The sequence below is a fragment of the Rhizobium sp. 2MFCol3.1 genome (genome assembly GCF_000377565.1).
GTDB lineage: Bacteria > Pseudomonadota > Alphaproteobacteria > Rhizobiales > Rhizobiaceae > Rhizobium.
On record NZ_KB898357.1, the window covers coordinates 99,930 to 117,449 of the forward strand.

General features: G+C 61.4%; 18 protein-coding genes. 7 read left to right on the plus strand and 11 right to left on the minus strand.

Translation table 11 applies throughout. The annotated features are described in order from the left end of the window. The first annotated feature begins 2 nt into the window (after positions 1-2). Positions 3-851, plus strand: a complete 849-nt coding sequence (pstA, locus tag D460_RS0111785; protein WP_018898749.1) for a phosphate ABC transporter permease PstA — start codon at positions 3-5, stop codon at positions 849-851. Then, complete coding sequence (gene pstB, locus D460_RS0111790; protein WP_018898750.1) at positions 851-1,657, plus strand: phosphate ABC transporter ATP-binding protein PstB; 807 nt, start codon at positions 851-853, stop codon at positions 1,655-1,657. Before pstA ends, pstB begins: the two co-directional genes overlap by 1 nt. Before the next feature lie 44 nt (positions 1,658-1,701). Here pstB and gmk read toward each other — a convergent pair whose 3' ends face one another. The 7 genes from gmk to fabD all read right to left on the minus strand — a co-directional run bounded on the left by gmk (position 1,702) and on the right by fabD (position 8,239). Further along, the gene (gmk, locus tag D460_RS0111795) at positions 1,702-2,382 is read right to left on the minus strand and encodes a guanylate kinase (protein ID WP_037111230.1); all 681 of its coding nucleotides are present in this window, start codon (positions 2,380-2,382) and stop codon (positions 1,702-1,704) included. Positions 2,383-2,385: 3 nt separating this feature from the next. Then, positions 2,386-3,273 carry a YicC/YloC family endoribonuclease gene (locus D460_RS0111800; RefSeq protein ID WP_018898752.1) on the minus strand — a complete coding sequence of 296 codons (888 nt, stop codon included), beginning with the start codon at positions 3,271-3,273 and terminating at the stop codon, positions 2,386-2,388. A 17-nt stretch (positions 3,274-3,290) separates the two neighbouring features. Next, a complete protein-coding gene (mltG, locus tag D460_RS0111805) occupies positions 3,291-4,526 on the minus strand; it encodes an endolytic transglycosylase MltG (protein ID WP_018898753.1) in 1,236 nt (411 codons plus the stop codon). A gap of 117 nt (positions 4,527-4,643) precedes the next feature. After that, positions 4,644-5,906, minus strand: coding sequence for a beta-ketoacyl-ACP synthase II (fabF, locus tag D460_RS0111810; protein WP_026283052.1), 1,263 nt, complete (start codon positions 5,904-5,906; stop codon positions 4,644-4,646). Between the two features lie 93 nt (positions 5,907-5,999). Then, positions 6,000-6,236 (minus strand): acyl carrier protein, encoded by a 237-nt coding sequence (locus D460_RS0111815; protein ID WP_003502080.1) that lies wholly within the window; start codon positions 6,234-6,236, stop codon positions 6,000-6,002. A 291-nt stretch (positions 6,237-6,527) separates the two neighbouring features. Beyond that, complete coding sequence (gene fabG / locus D460_RS0111820) at positions 6,528-7,265, minus strand: 3-oxoacyl-[acyl-carrier-protein] reductase (RefSeq protein ID WP_018898755.1); 738 nt, start codon at positions 7,263-7,265, stop codon at positions 6,528-6,530. Positions 7,266-7,294: 29 nt separating this feature from the next. After that, the gene (fabD, locus tag D460_RS0111825; RefSeq protein ID WP_018898756.1) at positions 7,295-8,239 is read right to left on the minus strand and encodes an ACP S-malonyltransferase; all 945 of its coding nucleotides are present in this window, start codon (positions 8,237-8,239) and stop codon (positions 7,295-7,297) included. A 207-nt stretch (positions 8,240-8,446) separates the two neighbouring features. Here fabD and D460_RS0111830 point away from each other — a divergent pair, with 207 nt between their 5' ends. After that, complete coding sequence (locus tag D460_RS0111830) at positions 8,447-9,490, plus strand: aldo/keto reductase (protein WP_018898757.1); 1,044 nt, start codon at positions 8,447-8,449, stop codon at positions 9,488-9,490. Positions 9,491-9,553: 63 nt separating this feature from the next. Here D460_RS0111830 and D460_RS0111835 read toward each other — a convergent pair whose 3' ends face one another. After that, entirely contained in the window at positions 9,554-11,083 is a 1,530-nt protein-coding gene (locus D460_RS0111835; protein WP_018898758.1) for a hypothetical protein, read from the minus strand. Positions 11,084-11,472: 389 nt separating this feature from the next. Between D460_RS0111835 and rpsF the strand changes: the two genes are divergently transcribed. The 4 genes from rpsF (at position 11,473) to rplI (ending at position 13,932) form a co-directional block, all read left to right on the plus strand. After that, positions 11,473-11,931 carry a 30S ribosomal protein S6 gene (gene rpsF, locus D460_RS0111840; RefSeq protein WP_018898759.1) on the plus strand — a complete coding sequence of 153 codons (459 nt, stop codon included), beginning with the start codon at positions 11,473-11,475 and terminating at the stop codon, positions 11,929-11,931. 12 nt (positions 11,932-11,943) lie between these two features. Further along, positions 11,944-12,192, plus strand: a complete 249-nt coding sequence (rpsR, locus tag D460_RS0111845; protein ID WP_007531286.1) for a 30S ribosomal protein S18 — start codon at positions 11,944-11,946, stop codon at positions 12,190-12,192. 156 nt (positions 12,193-12,348) lie between these two features. After that, positions 12,349-13,335 (plus strand): DUF2232 domain-containing protein, encoded by a 987-nt coding sequence (locus D460_RS0111850; protein WP_026283053.1) that lies wholly within the window; start codon positions 12,349-12,351, stop codon positions 13,333-13,335. Positions 13,336-13,356: 21 nt separating this feature from the next. After that, complete coding sequence (rplI, locus tag D460_RS0111855) at positions 13,357-13,932, plus strand: 50S ribosomal protein L9 (protein WP_018898761.1); 576 nt, start codon at positions 13,357-13,359, stop codon at positions 13,930-13,932. Positions 13,933-14,009: 77 nt separating this feature from the next. Here the strand turns inward: rplI and D460_RS0111860 are convergent, their stop codons facing one another. Genes D460_RS0111860 through D460_RS0111870 form a run of 3 tightly spaced genes read right to left on the minus strand, consistent with a single transcriptional unit; the run spans position 14,010 to position 17,220 of the window. Next, positions 14,010-15,074: an HlyD family secretion protein gene (locus D460_RS0111860; RefSeq protein ID WP_018898762.1), complete on the minus strand. Its 1,065-nt coding sequence runs from the start codon at positions 15,072-15,074 to the stop codon at positions 14,010-14,012. A gap of 15 nt (positions 15,075-15,089) precedes the next feature. Next, a complete protein-coding gene (locus D460_RS0111865) occupies positions 15,090-16,766 on the minus strand; it encodes an MFS transporter (RefSeq protein ID WP_018898763.1) in 1,677 nt (558 codons plus the stop codon). Positions 16,767-16,776: 10 nt separating this feature from the next. Further along, complete coding sequence (locus D460_RS0111870) at positions 16,777-17,220, minus strand: MarR family winged helix-turn-helix transcriptional regulator (protein WP_026283054.1); 444 nt, start codon at positions 17,218-17,220, stop codon at positions 16,777-16,779. Positions 17,221-17,520 lie beyond the last annotated feature (300 nt).

Here is a 17,520-nt window from a genome sequence, read left to right on the forward strand (position 1 = left end):
TCATGACCACATCCAACTCCCTTTACCGCTATCGTCAGATCAAGAGCGCCATCGCCTTGTCTCTCGCCACCGTCGCGACAGTCATCGGCCTCATCTTCCTCGTCTGGATCCTGTGGACGACGCTGATCAACGGCATCGCGGCGCTCAGCCCTCGCCTGCTGACCGAAATGACCCCGCCACCCGGCGAAGACGGCGGCCTGGCGAATGCCTTCATGGGCAGCCTTCTGATCGTTCTCATGGCTGTCGTTCTCGGTACGCCGATCGGGATCCTCGCCGGCACCTATCTTTCGGAATACAGCCGCGGCAAGAAGATCGGCGATCTCGTTCGTTTTGTGAACGACATCCTGCTCAGCGCGCCTTCGATCATCATCGGCCTGTTCATCTACGAGTTGGTCGTGCGCCAGACCGGGCGCTTTTCGGGCTATGCCGGTGGTATCGCGCTGGGCTTCATCTTCCTGCCGGTCGTGGTGCGCACCACCGACGAGATGCTGCGGCTGGTGCCCGACGTCATGCGCGAGGCCGCACTTTCGCTCGGCATTCCGCGCTGGAAGGTGACGGTGCATGTGCTCTATCGCGCCGCGTCCGCGGGCATCCTGACCGGCGTGCTGCTCGCTGTCGCCCGCATCTCCGGCGAGACCGCACCGCTTCTCTTCACCGCCCTCAACAACCAGTACTGGAGCACGGACATGTCCGGGCCGATGGCCAACATTCCGGTCGTCATCTTCCAGTACGCGATGAGCCCCTATGACGAGTGGCATACGCTCGCCTGGGCCGGCGCCTTCGTCATGACCGCCATCGTGCTGCTGCTCAGTGTCGGATCACGAGTAATCCTCAGCAGACGGGGAAAATAATGCTGCAATCTTCCAGCGCACTCGATACCGGCAGGACCGCACCCACAATGAAGACCGACAAGATCACGCTCGAAAACGTCAACTTCTTCTACGGGAAGACGCAGGCGATCCGCGATGTCAGCATCAGCTTCCCAGAGCGGCAGGTCTCGGCCCTGATCGGCCCGTCCGGCTGCGGCAAGTCCACGCTGCTGCGCATCCTCAACCGCATCTACGCGCTCTATCCGGGCATGCGGGCAACGGGTACCGTGAAGCTCGATGGCGACAACATTCTCGACCCCCGCTATCCGATGAACGAGCTGCGCGCCCGCGTCGGCATGGTGTTCCAGAAGCCGGTCCCCTTCCCCATGTCGATCTACGACAACGTCGCCTATGGCATCCGCCATCATGAGCGGCTGTCGAAGGCGGAGATGGATGGGCGTGTCGAGGAAGCCTTGCGGCAGGCCGCCCTTTGGGACGAGGTCAAGGAAAAGCTCAAGCAGAGCGGTCTTGGCCTCTCCGGCGGTCAGCAGCAGCGTCTGTGCATCGCGCGCGGCGTGGCGTTGCGGCCGGAGGTTCTGCTGCTCGACGAGCCGACATCGGCGCTCGATCCGATCTCGACCGCCAAGGTCGAGGAATTGATCGCGCAGCTGAAGGCGAACTTCACGATCGTCATCGTGACCCACAACATGCAGCAGGCCGGCCGTATCTCGGACAACACCGCCTTCATGTATTTGGGCGAGCTTGTCGAGCATGGCCCGACATCGCAGATATTCGAAGCGCCGAAGAACAAGCGGACCGAGGACTACATCACCGGTCGCTACGGCTGATCATTTCTAGGAATGACGCCGGCGCGAAGGCGCCGGCGGGTGGGTCAGAGAACCGGCGTCTCTTCGATCAGGCCGGTCACGAAGTCGAACATGCCATGGCGGCGATCGCGGCGAAGGCGTTCGGCGCGGACGATCGACTGCACCGCCTCGAAGGCGGTGTTCAAGTCGTCGTTGACGATGACATAGTCATATTCACGCCAGTGGGCGATCTCGGCGCGGGAATTGGCGAGACGCGTGGCGATCACCTCTTCGGAGTCTTCGGCGCGGCGATGCAGGCGCGACTGGAGCTCGGTCATGGTCGGCGGCAGCACGAAGATCGATACGATATCGGCCTTCATCTTCTCCTGCAGCTGCAGCGCGCCCTGCCAATCGATATCGAACAGCATGTCGCGGCCATCGGCCATGGCGGCCTCCACCGGCTCACGTGGCGTGCCGTAGAAATTGCCATGCACTTCCGCCCATTCGAGCAGCTCGCCGCTGTCGCGCATCCGCTCGAACTGGGGGATGGTGATGAAATGATAGTGGGTGCCGGCAATCTCGCTCGGGCGACGCTGGCGCGTCGTCACGCTCACCGAGATTTCAAGGCTGCGATCGCGCTCCAGGAGATTGCGCGCGATGGTCGACTTGCCGGCACCCGAGGGCGAAGACAGGACAAGCATCAGCCCGCGGCGGGGGATCACGGTTGGGCTGCTCGACGATGGGGGGCTCGACGGGGTCGGGCTCATGGCTCACTCCAAATTCTGAACTTGCTCGCGGAACTGGTCGATGACCACTTTCAACTCAATACCGGCCGCTGTCACGGCAGCCGCATTGGACTTCGAGCATATTGTATTCGATTCCCGGTTAAATTCCTGTGCAAGGAAATCGAGCTTGCGGCCGATAGGGCCGCCCTTGGCGAGCAGGTCGCGCGCGGCGGCCACGTGTGCCTTCAGGCGGTCGATCTCTTCGCGCAGATCGGCCTTGGTCGCCAGGATCGCCGCCTCGGCATGGAGCCTGTCCTGATCGAACTTGCCGGATGCATCCATCAGCATCGCGACCTGAGCCGCGAGCCGTGCCGCGATCTCGCGTGGCGAACGCGACGGGTCGCTTTCCACGACACCAGTCAGACGCTCGATGATCGCCACCTGGTCGAGGAGCACGCGGGACAGAGCCGCCCCTTCCTGCTCGCGCATATGCCTGAGATCGGTCAGCGCCAGCGACAGGCCATTCATGATCTCGGCGTCGCGCGCGGCGATGGCTTCCGGGCTATCCTCGGTCTCGCGGAAATCGACGATGCCACGGATGGCAAGCAGGGTATCGAGCTTCAGCGGCGCCGGATCGATGATATCAGCCAGCTGATCGCGCAGCGACAGGACGGCGGCAAGCGCTTCCTGATTGAGGACGGTCTCGACGCGGCTCTCGGGAGACGAGACGGACAACGACACCTGCATATTGCCGCGGCTGAACTGCTCGCCGGCCAGTCGCTTGACTTCGTTTTCCAAGCGCTCGAGGCCCGGCGGCAGGCGCAGGCGGATATCCAGGCCCTTGCCGTTTACCGAGCGCAGTTCCCAGGCCCAGCGCCAGCGATCGGTCGTGCCTTCGCGCCGCGCAAAACCCGTCATGGACTGCAAAGCCATGGAAGCCTCCGATACTGTTAGTTTCTCTTTTTCTTCGGAGCCGGAGCGGGCGCTGCCGGCGCATCGGCAGGCGTTGCCGCATCGGGCTGCCCGTCGACCGCGATATTCGGATCGGCGCCCTTGTCGGCTTCCAGCTTGCGCCAGCGCCGGACATTGGCGTTGTGGTCCTCAAGCGTGGAGGCGAAGACATGGCCACCCGTGCCGTCGGCCACGAAATAGAGGTCCTGCGTCTTCCACGGATTGGCGACGGCCTCGAGCGCATCGCGACCGGGATTGGCGATCGGCGTCGGCGGCAGGCCCTTGATCACGTAGGTGTTGAAGGGCGTCTCTTTCTTCAGGTCCGACTGGTAGATCGGCCGGTCGGCCGGCTTACCGTCGCCGCCGAACAATCCATAGATGATCGTCGGGTCCGACTGCAGGCGCATGCCCTTGCCGAGACGATTCAGGAAGACCGAGGCCACATGGGCGCGCTCGTCTGGAACGCCAGTTTCCTTTTCGACGATGGAGGCGAGAACGATCATCTCGTCCTTCGACTTGAAGGGCAGCGACGGATCGCGCTTGTCCCAGATCTGGTCCACGAGCTTCTGCTGGGCCGCTGCCATCTGCTCGATGATCTCGGCGCGCTTGGTGCCACGCGAGAACTTGTAGGTATCCGGGCGCAGGCTGCCCTCCGCCGGCAGAACCGTCGGGAGGTCGCCCTCAAGTACCTGGTCCTCGTTCATGCGGTTGAACATCTGGCGGACGCTGAGGCCCTCGGGGAAGGAGATCGAATAGAGGATGGACTTGCCGGATTTCAGCAGTTCCATGATTTCGTTCATCGAGGCATGCGCCTTGATCTCGTACTCACCGGCCTTGAGGCTTTCGCCATCGTTCAAATGGGTGGCGGTGAGATAGCGGAAGACGCGGCCATCGGAGATGATGTTGTTGCGCTCCAGATTGAACGCGATCTCCGTGATACCGGCGCCGTTGCGCACGATGAAATTGGTGTTGGCTTCCAGCGGACCGGGGCTCTGGTAGGTGGAAATCGCATAGTAGAAGACGACGACGGCGGCGGCGCAGCCGAGCACGACCAGCGTCATCAGGAAGTTCAGGAAAATGACGACCTGGCTTCTGGCCTTCTTGGAGCGCTTCGGCGGCTCCGGCACGCGCTCCGGGCGCAGCGCTTCGGTTGGCGATTTCGGAATGATCGGGCCACTCTGCGACTGCTGGCCCTGCTGGCCGGTCGTGTCGTTGCTCTGGTTCGTATCGCTCACCGGCAATCCTCTAAATTTGGCCCCAAAAGCTGCTTCTTGCGAAGCAATGCGGCGAAATGCGGGTGGGCAGCCATCGGATTGGACTGCCCTGCCCGTTGCGGACGTCGTGGGTCAGTCTCAGGCGACGTAGCGGCGCAGCACCAGCGATGCGTTTGTACCGCCGAATCCGAAGGAATTCGACAGCGCCACGTTCACTTCCCGTTGACGCGCCTTGTGCGGGACGAGATCGATCTTCGTCTCGCGCTCGGGGTTGTCGAGATTGAGCGTCGGTGGCACGACGTTGTCGCGGATCGAAAGCGTCGCGAAGATCGCTTCGATGGCGCCGGCGGCACCTAGAAGGTGGCCGGTGGCGGACTTGGTCGAGGACATCGAGATCTTCGACGCGGCATCGCCAACCAGACGCTCGACGGCGCCGAGCTCGATCGTGTCGGCCATGGTCGATGTGCCGTGCGCGTTGATGTAGTCGATATCGGCAGGCGTCAGACCAGCGCGCTTCAGCGCCATTGCCATGCAGCGGCCGGCGCCTTCGCCGTCTTCCGACGGCGCGGTGATGTGATAGGCGTCGCCCGACAGGCCGTAGCCGACCACTTCGGCGTAAATCCGTGCGCCGCGCGCGAGGGCATGCTCGAGCTCTTCGAGAACGACGATGCCGGCGCCCTCGCCCATGACGAAGCCGTCACGGTCCTTGTCGTAGGGGCGCGAGGCCTTGGTGGGGTCGTCGTTATGCTGTGTCGACAGCGCCTTGCAGGCCGCGAAACCGGCGAGCGAGATGCGGCTGACCGGCGATTCGGTGCCGCCGGCGACCATGACATCAGCATCGCCGAAAGCGATCAGACGGGCAGCATCGCCAATGGCGTGCGCACCGGTCGAGCAGGCGGTGACGACGGAGTGGTTCGGGCCGCGCAGCTTGTGACGGATCGAGACCTGGCCGGATACGAGGTTGATCAGACGGCCGGGAATGAAGAAAGGAGAGATACGGCGCGGGCCCTTGTCGCGCAGCGTGTAGCCTGCCTCGACAATGCCTTCGATGCCGCCAATGCCGGAGCCGATGAGGACGCCGGTGGCAATCTGGTCTTCGTCGCTCTCGGGATGCCAGTTGGCATCGTTGAGCGCCATGTCGGCCGCGGCCATACCATAGACTATGAAGGGATCGACCTTACGCTGTTCCTTGGGCTCCATCCAATCATCCTGATTGAAGGTGCCGCCGGTGCCATCGCCGACAGGGATACGGCATGCGATCTTGGCCGGAAGGTCATCGACTTCGAACTCGGTCACGAGGCGTGCGCCGTTTTCACCCGCCAGCAGGCGAGCCCAGGTCACTTCCGTGCCGCATCCCAAGGGAGACACCATGCCAGTGCCCGTAATAACCACCCGTCTCATCGACTGCATTCCCCCGCCTTTTGTGTTCTATGGAGACCATGCCAGAAATAAAAAGGGCGGACTCCGGGTCCGCCCTTTCTAAAGTGCTCAGGATTAAGCCTGGGCCTTTTCGATAAACTTAACGGCGTCGCCGACCGTCAGGATCGAGTCCGCAGCGTCGTCAGGAATTTCAACGCCGAATTCTTCTTCGAACGCCATGACCAGTTCGACGGTGTCGAGCGAGTCAGCGCCCAGATCGTCGATGAAGCTTGCGCCTTCGACAACCTTGTCGGCGTCGACGCCAAGATGATCAATAACAATTTTCTTTACGCGTTCTGCGATATCGCTCATGTCGGTTTCCTCGACCTTATAATCCTGATCAGAGAGCCTTTATGGCACCCTACCCTGTTTCAGCCTGCGGCGCCCTAAAGCCACCTTCGGCAAACTCGTTGTACCCGGCTACCAGAGATGTCCCAGGCTTGCTTGGAAAGCCCGCCGGTCCGTCTTCTTTCTCGGGAGACTGTTCACAGTCATGGCCCGATTAACACGGTTTATGTCTGCCGCAAAGCCAGAAAATCAACCCCATAGCGTTGGTGAACAGGCTATTGCGGGGAAAAACGGCCCGAAAGCCAGTTTTCCGTTTCAGATCATGGCCATGCCGCCATTTACATGCAAAGTCTGGCCCGTCATGTAGGCCGCTTCCGACGAAGCCAGGTAAGCAACCGCGGAGGCCACTTCGGCGCCGGTGCCCATGCGCTTCATCGGGATCGCGCCCATGATCGCGTCCTTCTGCTTGTCGTTCAGCTTGCCCGTCATCGCGCTTTCGATGAAGCCCGGAGCCACGCAGTTGACCGTCACGTTGCGGGTCGCGATCTCCTGCGCCAGCGACTTGGTGAAGCCGATCATGCCGGCCTTGGAGGCGCAGTAGTTTGCCTGGCCTGGATTGCCGGTGACGCCGACGATCGAGGTGATGTTGATGATGCGGCCATAGCGGCGGCGCATCATCGGATGCGTCAACTCGCGGGTCAGGCGGAACATCGAGGTCAGGTTGACTTCGATGACGCTGTCCCAGTCCTCGTCCGACATGCGCACGAAGAGGCCATCCTTGGTGATGCCGGCGTTGTTGACGAGGATGTCGACGCCGTCGAGTTCAGCTTCAGCCTTGACGCCGAGGGCCTTGACTTCGTCGCGATCGGCAAGGTTCGCCGGAAAGATCTTGACGCGGTCGCCGAGTTCATTGGCCAGCGCCTCGAGCTTTTCGACGCGGGTGCCGTGCAGGCCGACGATGGCACCCTGCTTGTGCAGGATGCGGGCGATTTCTTCGCCGATGCCGCCAGAGGCACCGGTTACCAGAGCCTTGCGGCCGGAGAGATCGAGCATGGAAGAATTCCTTGTAATCGTTAAATCAATCAGGCCAGAAGAGCGGCAACCGCCGCGTCGATATCAGCCGGCGAGTTGACCGAGATGCCGGTCACGTTCTTGTCGATGCGGCGCGCGAGACCGGTCAGGACCTTGCCGGCGCCGAGTTCGTAAAGGGTGGTCACGCCGTTTGCCGCGAACCACTCGACCGTTTCGCGCCAGCGAACCTGGCCGGTGACCTGTTCGACCAGCAGCTTGGCGATTTCCTCGGCGTCGGTGACGGGCGCGGCGCGCACGTTGGCGATGACGGGCACGACCGGGTTCGACTTCGCGACGCCTGCCAGCGCTTCGCGCATCGCGTCGGCGGCCGGCGCCATCAGCGCGGAGTGGAAGGGTGCGGAGACCGGCAGCAGGATCGCGCGCTTGGCGCCCTTTTCGGTGGCGATGGCGGCAGCCTTTTCGACCGGCGCCTTCTCACCCGAAATCACGATCTGGCCACCGCCATTATCATTCGCGATCTGGCAGGCGCCGAGAGCCGAGGCTTCCTCGCAGACGGCAATCACGTCCGCATGTTCGAGGCCGATGATGGCAGCCATGGCGCCGACGCCGACTGGCACGGCCGCCTGCATCGCATTGCCGCGAATGCGCAGGAGGCGCGCGGTATCGGCGATCGAGAACGTGCCGGCGGCACAGAGAGCGGAGTATTCGCCGAGCGAGTGGCCGGCGACGTAGGAGACCTTGGCCTTGAGATCGACGCCCTTGGCTTCGAGCACGCGGATGACGGCCATCGACACGGCCATCAGCGCCGGCTGCGCATTGGCGGTCAGCGTCAGCGTCTCTTCCGGACCGTTGAACATGGTCTCGGACAGCTTCTCGCCGAGAGCGTCATCAACCTCTGCAAAAACGGCGCGCGCTTCGGCAAAATTCTCGGCAAGATCCTTGCCCATGCCGACGGCCTGACTGCCCTGGCCAGGGAACGTGAAAGCGATGGTCATCCTATGTCCTTTTTATATGGACCCGCGGTCATTTCGCCTCCAATTGACATTCTTTCCCCGAGAGTCAAGTGCCGGAGGCCTGCGTTCCAAGGCTTTCGCGACGGCAACAAAGCCGCACTTTTGCTCTTGCGCTTGCTCAATTCCGGCCTAAATTCGCGCCGTCCTTCCAAGACCGCTTTCTTTTAAGATCACGATTAAGGCTCCCCAATGAAGCATAAGAAACTTGGCCGCACCGATATTTCGGTGTCCGAAATCTGCCTTGGCACCATGACCTGGGGCACGCAGAACACCGAGGCGGAAGCGCACGCACAGATGGACTATGCGTTCGAAAAAGGCGTCAACTTCTTCGACACCGCCGAGCTTTATCCGACCACGCCCGTCGGCCCCGAGACCCAGGGCTTGACCGAGGACTATATCGGCACCTGGCTTGAGAATACCGGCAAGCGCAAGGATATCGTCCTCGCCACCAAGGTCGCCGGCCCCGGCCGCTCCTATATCCGGGGCGGCGAAGGCGCCGATGCCAAGAATATGCGATTGGCGATCGAGTCCAGCTTGAAGCGGCTGAAGACCGACTATATCGATCTCTACCAGATCCACTGGCCGGTTCGCGGTCATTTCCACTTCCGCCAGAACTGGCACTACGACCCCTTCAAGCAGGACCGCGCCAAAGCCGTCGCCAACATCACCGACATCCTGGAGACGGCGGGCGCAATGGTGAAGGAAGGCAAGATCCGGACCATCGGCCTCTCCAACGAGACGACCTGGGGTACGCAGAAGTATCTTACGATCGCAGAACAGCTCGGCCTGCCGCGCGTCGTCAGCATCCAGAACGAGTATAACCTGCTCTATCGCCACTACGATCTCGACATGGCGGAAATGTCGCATCATGAGGACGTGGGCCTGCTCGCCTACTCGCCGCTTGCCGGCGGCATCCTCAGCGGCAAGTACATCGGCGGCGCGGTACCCGGTGGCTCGCGCGGCTCGATCAACGGCGACATTGGCGGACGCCTGCAGCCGCTGCAGGAAGCGCCGACCAAGGCTTACGTCGAGATCGCCAAGCGCCACGGCCTCGACCCATCGGCCATGGCCATCGCATTCTGCCTGACGCGCCGCTTCATGACGTCTGCGATCATCGGCGCGACGACCATGGCGCAGCTGACGACCGATATCGATGCGGCCGGCATCAAGCTTTCGAGCGAGATTCTCGCCGAGATCGACAAGGTGCATCGCGAATATCCGATGCCGATCTGATTGGAGATAGCACGCATTGCGTTTATGAGAGCGCGGCGCCGATGGCGCTGCGCTCTCTTTCGTTTATGGAAGCGGCTGCTGCAGAAAACTGATTGACGGCGCGAAGAAATAGTCTCCGCCGACCAGCCGGACGGCAGTCTTGAAGTCGAAATCCGCTTTCAGCGCCGGATTTTTCGTGCCGATCGCCACATGCCCGTCGATCCATGACACGTCGGCAGTGCCGGGCCGGTTTTCCTGCTGGCCGATCACCGGGTCGATCCCTGTGAAAGGACCAGGAAAATCCGCGTTTCCCGCCCACGCGGCCTGAGTGAACTCGAACTGTTCGTTGATGTCATTCATGTAGGCCATGAAGATCAGGCCCACGCCGCCAGTGGGACGATCATCCTCCTCGAAGTCCGCTCCCTCGGGACGCTGCGCTCTTTCCCCGAAGGTGATGCCTCGCCGCGCCATGATCCTCCGTCGCTCGAAATCATCGCCCGCCGTTCGAGGATTGGTCTTGCGTATATGGCCGCGAAATGGACAAAGCTCTCCTTTCGTATCGCCCGTATAGTTGAAATTGTTGGTCGGCTCGCCGCTTACAGGCTGACCGTGCAGAACCACCGGCGTTCCGTCCTCGAAGCGGCCGACGACCAACGCACCCGCGCGCTCCTCTCCTTCCTCATCCTCGCCAAGCCAGCCCGCGAGTTGCCTTTCACGGCGCTTGAAAGCTTCGACGTTCTGCTCAAGCTTGCGGTAGACAAAGTAACTGCCGCAGGCGAACTTCGTGCGGGCGGCGGGATCCGGCACGATGAATTGCGATGGCAGGAAGGATTCGTCCCAGAGCGGCCAAGGATCACCGGCTTTCTTCGCCTTCGGCTCCTCTGCTTTCCTGTTCTCATCGATGTCCTCCGCCAGGAAGAGCGGCTGGCTGCGGCCGTCGACATAGCCGAAATGTTCGATACCCTCGCCCTTGACCGATCCGCCTCTGGTCTGCCGGCGCCGCTGCGCCAGACCGATATCGACGCCCAGCAGGTGAGCGCCGGCATCCCGAAGCTTCGTCTTGAGAGACGACGTCGCGGATGAAACGAGTTCGGCGTCGTCGTCGGCGATCAGGATCATCGCGTCGGGTATCGGATTGCCCGGTGTCCACGCTCCGCCAGCCTCCCAGGCCGAGGGCGGTTCGTCGTTCAATCCGGGCAAGGTCACCCCTTGCAGGCTCGGGAAGGTGATCGGGTCGAGATTGCCGCGCGCCCGCATACCCTCGTTGAAGGCCACGTCCGCGGGAACGGACTTCGCACCCAGCTTGGCGTATCCGGCCGCAGAGAGGAAAACGCAGACGACACGCCCTCCGCTAACACCTGCCGATTTGAACGCAGCTGCCGCACGCAGTTGGTCGAGCGCCGAGGTCACTGCGAACGACAAGCCTTTCAACAAGGCCGCGATTTCCGACGCGCTCATGCCTTCAAAGCTTACGAATATGTTGGCCGTGTGATCGCGGCCGTGGCCTTTCAGGATGTTTGCCTGCAAGTCGGACAGCAACGCCATGACCTCAGGGTCGGCGGTCCAAGTCTGCCATGCTATCGCTTTCGAAAGAATAGTCTGAACAGTCGCCATAACTTCCTCCGTTTAACGTATCGCGGTTGCATTAGGTTGTATTGTATATTATACACACGCAATACGTTATACACCCACTGATGGAAACGACAACACAGGCACACCAAAATCGCGTCCGCGCGCAGCTTGCTGCTCCCGCCCCTTGCGTTCTCCTGAAAAATCCGTATAAGCCGCCCTGTTCGCAAAACCCGGTCTTCTGGCTGGTGGCTGAACGGAGGGCCGGTTTCCCACGGGAAATCGTTCGGAACGGAAGCGTTCCAGCCTCCCGTGTCTCCGCTCTCGACCGTCTCGGAACGCTTTTCTTGCCTGGGTTTACCCAATCAGGAGCAGTCGTTGAGGCTTAGCCGCCGAATATCGGGTTGAATAAACGCAAGAAAGGCAAAGCTGTCATGGCTCTTTATGAACATGTATTCCTTGCCCGACAGGATATTTCCGCTCAGCAGGTAGAAGCCCTCGTAGAACAGTACAAGGGCGTACTCGAAGCTAACGGCGGTAAGGTCGGGCGCGTAGAAAACTGGGGCCTCAAGTCCCTGACCTACCGCATCAAGAAGAACCGCAAGGCTCACTACGTTCTCGTCGACATCGACGCCCCGGCTGCTGCCGTGCAGGAAATGGAACGCCAGATGCGCATCAGCGAAGACGTCCTTCGCTACATGACCATCGCTGTTGAAGCTCACGAAGAAGGCCCGTCTGCCATGATGCAGAAGCGCGACCGCGACGACCGCGGCCCGCGTGATGGCGCCGACCGTGGCCCGCGTCGCGAATTCGGCGATCGTCCGCCGCGTCGTGATGGCGACTTCCAGCGTGGCCCGCGTCCCGATCGCGCTCCGCGCGAAGACCGTGCATAAGGAGAACTGAGAATGTCTGAATCTTCCTCCGCACCGGTACGTCGTCCGTTCCACCGTCGTCGCAAGACTTGCCCGTTCTCCGGCGCAAACGCTCCGCGCATCGACTACAAGGACGTTCGTCTCCTGCAGCGCTACATTTCCGAGCGCGGCAAGATCGTTCCTTCCCGTATCACGGCTGTTTCGCAGAAGAAGCAGCGCGAACTCGCTCAGGCGATCAAGCGCGCTCGTTTCCTCGGCCTGCTGCCGTACGTCGTCGCTTAATCAGCTGACGAGACCAAATCGAGGGAAGGCAGCAATGCCTTCCCTTCTCCCTTTCGCGATGGGCGCGGATCGGAACCCTTAAAACCCATGTTGAGGCCTTTCTGAAACTGATTCAGGAAACGCCCTCTAACTGCTTGATGAAGCAGGACAGCGACCGTGAAACCACTGAATGCAAAAATGCTGGGCGTTGGAGCCCTCGCCGGGTTGACCGCCGCGCTGCTGGTGTTTGTCGCCGGCCAGCAGCCGTCGTCTTTCAGTGCCGTTCTCTACGCGGCTTCCGCGCTTCCCATTCTTCTTGTCGGCCTCGGCTGGGGCAACATGGCGGCGATCACGGCCGTCATTACCGCCGCCGTCGTTGGCGCGATCGCCATCTCGCCGTCCTTCGCGCTGATGATGACGCTGGTCACGCTGCTGCCGGCAGGCTGGCTGAGCCACCTCGCCAATCTTGCCCGCCCCGCTTCCGAACTCGGCGGTCCCGATCACCTGATGGCGTGGTATCCGCTGTCCGACATCCTGCTGCATCTCTGTGGCCTCGTGACATTCGCCGTCATCGTCGTCGGCGTCATGATCGGCTATGGCCCCGAACTGATCGACCGTCTGGTCGATGTGCTCTTCACCTCGGTGGCGCAGCAGCAATCCGATTTCACGCCAGACGCGGCCGTGATCGCGCAGACCAAGTCGCTCGTTCTCCTGCTCCTGCCGGCCATTCAGGGCGGCATGTGGGTGGTGATGCTGTTTGCCGCCTATTACATCGCGACGCGCATCGTTGCAGCATCCGGCGGCGGCCTTCGTCCGCGCGAGGATATCCCCTCCTCGCTCCGGATGAACCGCAACACGATCTTCATCTTCCTTCTCGGGCTTGCCGCAACCTTTCTGGGCGGCATCCCGGCGATGGTCGGAGCAACCGTCGTCGGCACGTTCGGTGCCGGCTTCCTTCTCTCCGGTTTCGCCGCGCTGCATTTTCGCACGCGCGGCAAGGAATGGCGCCTGCCGGCGCTTATCCTCTGCTACCTGGCATCTCTCATGTTGATGCTGCCAGCCTTTTTCATCCTCGTTCTGGGGCTCAGCGATACCCGCAAGGCGATCGCGCTCACCCCGAACAAGGATGCTGATGCCCCCAAACAGACAGATTCGAAACTCTAGGAACACGAAAGGAAAACTGACATGGACGTCATTCTTCTCGAACGCATCTCCAAGCTCGGCCAGATGGGCGAAGTGGTAAAGGTCAAGGACGGCTTTGCCCGTAACTACCTGCTGCCGCTCGGCAAGGCTCTGCGCGCCAACGACGCCAACAAGAAGCGCTTCGAATCCGAGCGTGCAACGCTCGAAGCCCGCAACCTCGAGCGCAAGTCGGAAGCACAGACCGTTGCCGACGCTCTCGAAGGCAAGTCCTTCATCGTCGTTCGTTCGGCTGGCGAAACCGGCCAGATGTACGGCTCGGTCGCTGCTCGCGACGTCGTTGAAATCCTCGCTGCCGAAGGCTTCAACATCGGCCGCAACCAGGTTCACCTGAACACCCCGATCAAGACGATCGGTCTGCACCAGGTCGAACTGCAGCTGCATGCTGAAGTCGAAATCAAGATCGAGCTCAACGTTGCTCGTTCGGCTGACGAAGCTGAGCGCCAGGCCAAGGGCGAAACCCTGACGTCGGTTGACGCCATCTACGGCGTCGACGAAGACGCTCTGCGTCCGGAAGACTTCTTCGATCCGGAAGCCGACGGCAACGCCGAAGACGAATAAGGTTCTGGAGAGCAATCTCCCGAATGCGAAAGCCGGGCCTTGCGCCCGGCTTTTTGCTGTCCGCTATTCAACGGCAATCAGTTCGCCGCCGTCTTCTGATCAGGCTCGGCGCTCTTGTCGACGCTGACGACAACAGACAGGCCCGGCCCGAGGTTCTTGGCGGCCGGCTGATCCGGATCGATGCTGATGCGAACGCCGACGCGCTGGGCGATCTTAACGAAATTGCCGGTGGCGTTGTCGGCCTTGATGACAGCGAATTCGGAGCCGGCAGCAGGCGAAAAGCGCTCGATGCGACCGGTGAGCCGCTGACGGCCCAGGGCATCTACCACGATCGAGACGGGCTGACCGACCTGCATGCCCTCAAGCTGCGTCTCCTTGAAGTTGGCGACGACCCAGACCTCCTCAGGCACCACCGCCATCAATTGCGTGCCCACCGCCACGTACTGGCCGAGGCGAACGCCGATCTCGCCCAGATGGCCGTCGCGCGGCGCCAGGATCGACGTGTTCTGGAGATCGATCTCGGCCAGATGCACGGTCGCTTCCGCGCTTGCCACGTTGGCCTCCAGCAGCGAGCGATTGACGATGATGGTCGCCAGGTTCTGCTTCGACACTTCCAGCGCCGACTGCGCCTGGTTCAAGGCGGCCTTCGCTTCCTCGAGCGTCGCCTGCGCCTGCTCGGATTCGCTTGCCGAAGCGATGCCCCTGTCGTTGAGGTTGCTGATACGGTCCCAGGCGAGCTGCGCGCGCTTCAGCGAGGCGTTGGCGCTATCGATCTGCGCCTGGCTGGAGGCGATAGTCGCCTTTGCCGACAGCTCCGACTGGCGGGAGTTTTCAAGTGACGCCTTCTGCCCCTCAAGTGCCGAGCGGGCCTGGGCGAGCTTCTGCGTGTAGATGCGGTCGTCGATCTTGGCCAGCACGTCGCTCTGCTTGACCTGCTGGTAGTCCTTCACCGGGACGTCGACGATGTAGCCGTTGACCTGCGGGCTCATGATCGTCACGTAGCCCCTGATATAGGCATTATCAGTCGTTTCGACCGATGTGACGAAGGGCGGCAGCCGCCAGGCGTAAAGCACGAGCAGGATGCCCGCGATACCGGCGATAATGGCGATGAGACTGGCGGGCGACCGGAAGAATTTCGACATGCGGTAAACTCGTGATCAGGATTGAACGGCTGCGGAAGCATTCGGCTCGGCGGCTCGGCGCTCGAAGAGGCGCAGCCATGCCTGATGAAGAAGCATGACCAGGAGACCGAGGAGAGACGCCACGCAAATTGCGAGGAAGGTGTCGTTATAGGCAAGCGTATAGGCTTCGCGCGTGACCTGCTGCGACAGCAATGCCAGCCCTTCGGCATTGAGCAACGTCTGGTCGGTGATGACCTTGCCGTAGCCGGCGGAAAGCTGCGAGACGCGTTGGGCCACCAGCGGATCCTGCAGCAGGATATGCTCGACCAGCACGTTCGAGTGGAACTTCTCGCGTATGGTAACGAAGGTGCCGAGCATGGCCGAGCCGAAGAGCGAGCCGATACTCTGGGTGAAGAGGAAGATCGCCAGGAAGTTGACGATGAACGGCAAACCGCGTGCCATGGCCGCCTTGAAGCCGCTCGCCATAACCGGCGGCAGGAACATCGCCGCGCCAGCAGAGACCAGAGCCTGGCTGAGATACATCTGCTCCGGCCTTGTGAGGCTTGTGGACTGGCTGTCGAGATAGGCGCCCGCCGCGATGAGCACCAGTGATATCAGGTGCGCGGTGCTGACGTAGCGCGTGGTCATCAAGAGCGTGCAGAACAATCCGCCGAGCACCGAGGCGACCAGAACGATGGCGTAGAGCTTGGTCGTCTGATCATTGAGCAGACCAAGTTGCTGATAGAAGTTCGCGGCTGTCGACGATTGCTCGGACGAGACGAAGCGGAACATCAGAAGCACGCCCGCCATCCTGAGGTTGGGGCCTGACAGCACCCAGCGTATATCCAGCATCGGATTTTCGCGCGGTAGCTCGATCGCCACCACGAGCGCCAGACAGCCTGCAGCGACCGCAAGCAGAACGCCGATCCACGGCGCTTCGAACCACCAGTAGAGACGCCCGAGTGTAAGGACGACCGCTAGACAGCCGAAACCGGTGGCCAGCAGGAGATAACTCAGAATGTCCATGCGCTGGATGACGACCGCGCGCGGCGGAGAGGTCAAAGGCATGGTGTAAATGATGGCGAAGGCCAGCAGCGCCAGCCCCATCTCCAGCGTATAGAGCGCGTGGTAGCCGCCGAGATCAAGCAGAGGCGGCGAGATGATGCGTGCGATCGGCGCGGCAAATAGCGTGCACATCAGCGCCAGGCTGATGCCCGTCGTCAGCTTGCGCTCCGGTGGGAACAGTTCGAGCATGTAGAGAAAGCCGAGCGTGGAGATCGGGGCCGCCGCGATGCCGCTCAGCGCCCGGACGACGATGGCGGAGTGCAGGTCGGTCACGAGAAGGTTCAGCACCGCGGCAAAGACGAAGCAGATGATGCTGAACTCGGCGAAACGTCTCAGGCCATATTGCGTGCGGATCTTGAAGAGCGCGATCGACAGGCTGGCATATGGCGCCATGTAGGCCGCCGATAGCCACGAAACCTCAGCGGTCGTCGCAGAAAACGACCCCTGGAGCTGGTAGATATTGGCATTCACGAGGTTCATTCCGAGACCCTGCGTGACGAAGAGCAGGACCGAGGCGGCCATGTAGAACGGCTTCTTCCAGCCGGCCATTGCCACGACGGGCGGGGGCGCAGGCTGCGGTTCATGTGCCGCCGCCTCGTCCGCGGCTTTTGGCGCAACACTGTCGCTGGACGCCTGGACGAGGCTCATTGCTATTTCCTCACACTCCGCGAATGCCCTGCAAATTCGCCTGCATGGCCCGTATCGTATCCAAGGTAGTCCTCAGATCGCGTTCGGGAATACCTGCGATCACCTGGGCACGCACGCTGACGGCGATGTCGTCGATCTCGCCGGCGACGACCTTGCCTGTCTCGGTGATGTAGATCTCCTTGGCGCGGCGATCGGAGCCTGCGACACGGCGCTCGACGAATCCCTGCCCTTCCATCGCGTCCAGGATACGGACCAATGTCGGCGTTTCCAGCTCCAGCCGATCGGCAAGCTCGCGCTGGTTGATGCCGTCCTTCTTGTTCAGCGTGAAAAACACCCGCGCTCGCGGCAGCGTCATGTTCCGTTCCCGGACGATCTTGTCGAAAACCGCTCTAAGCTTTCGGTTGAAAGCCGCCAAATCTTCAATCAACTCTCGTCCGAGAGGCGCATTTGTCATATTTATCAGTCCATTTAATTAGCGTGCTTATTATTTGTTTTATACCTACAGTCATTTTCCGCGTTTTTCAAGCGGTGATGACGAGAGTCTCAATGCACACTCCCCTATCAATGCCTAAAATACCACGAACGCGTTGATTCGCGTGAGTCGCTTTGTACCGTGTCCGGAAGGCTACACCGCCGGTATTTTCGCGTAATGGCAAGATGCGCTGTGGAGAAGTCGAACAACGTGCCAAAGCCAAAGCGTTTTGGCCGCTCGCCATGTTCAGCACTTGATTTTGCCGTTGGTGAATTGCAAACC

Bases quoted from the DNA above. Each gene is read 5' to 3' on its own strand.
- D460_RS0111815 (WP_003502080.1), bottom strand. From the start codon at position 6,236: ATGAGCGATATCGCAGAACGCGTAAAGAAAATTGTTATTGATCATCTT.
- rplI (WP_018898761.1), top strand. From the start codon at position 13,357: ATGGACGTCATTCTTCTCGAACGCATCTCCAAGCTCGGCCAGATGGGC.
- fabF (WP_026283052.1), bottom strand. From the start codon at position 5,906: ATGAGACGGGTGGTTATTACGGGCACTGGCATGGTGTCTCCCTTGGGA.
- D460_RS0111835 (WP_018898758.1), bottom strand. From the start codon at position 11,083: ATGGCGACTGTTCAGACTATTCTTTCGAAAGCGATAGCATGGCAGACT.
- D460_RS0111800 (WP_018898752.1), bottom strand. From the start codon at position 3,273: ATGGCTTTGCAGTCCATGACGGGTTTTGCGCGGCGCGAAGGCACGACC.
- gmk (WP_037111230.1), bottom strand. From the start codon at position 2,382: ATGAGCCCGACCCCGTCGAGCCCCCCATCGTCGAGCAGCCCAACCGTG.
- D460_RS0111865 (WP_018898763.1), bottom strand. From the start codon at position 16,766: ATGAGCCTCGTCCAGGCGTCCAGCGACAGTGTTGCGCCAAAAGCCGCG.
- fabG (WP_018898755.1), bottom strand. From the start codon at position 7,265: ATGCTCGATCTCTCCGGCCGCAAGGCTCTGGTAACCGGTGCCTCTGGC.
- pstA (WP_018898749.1), top strand. From the start codon at position 3: ATGACCACATCCAACTCCCTTTACCGCTATCGTCAGATCAAGAGCGCC.
- D460_RS0111870 (WP_026283054.1), bottom strand. From the start codon at position 17,220: ATGACAAATGCGCCTCTCGGACGAGAGTTGATTGAAGATTTGGCGGCT.
- pstB (WP_018898750.1), top strand. From the start codon at position 851: ATGCTGCAATCTTCCAGCGCACTCGATACCGGCAGGACCGCACCCACA.
- rpsR (WP_007531286.1), top strand. From the start codon at position 11,944: ATGTCTGAATCTTCCTCCGCACCGGTACGTCGTCCGTTCCACCGTCGT.
- D460_RS0111860 (WP_018898762.1), bottom strand. From the start codon at position 15,074: ATGTCGAAATTCTTCCGGTCGCCCGCCAGTCTCATCGCCATTATCGCC.
- fabD (WP_018898756.1), bottom strand. From the start codon at position 8,239: ATGACCATCGCTTTCACGTTCCCTGGCCAGGGCAGTCAGGCCGTCGGC.
- D460_RS0111830 (WP_018898757.1), top strand. From the start codon at position 8,447: ATGAAGCATAAGAAACTTGGCCGCACCGATATTTCGGTGTCCGAAATC.
- rpsF (WP_018898759.1), top strand. From the start codon at position 11,473: ATGGCTCTTTATGAACATGTATTCCTTGCCCGACAGGATATTTCCGCT.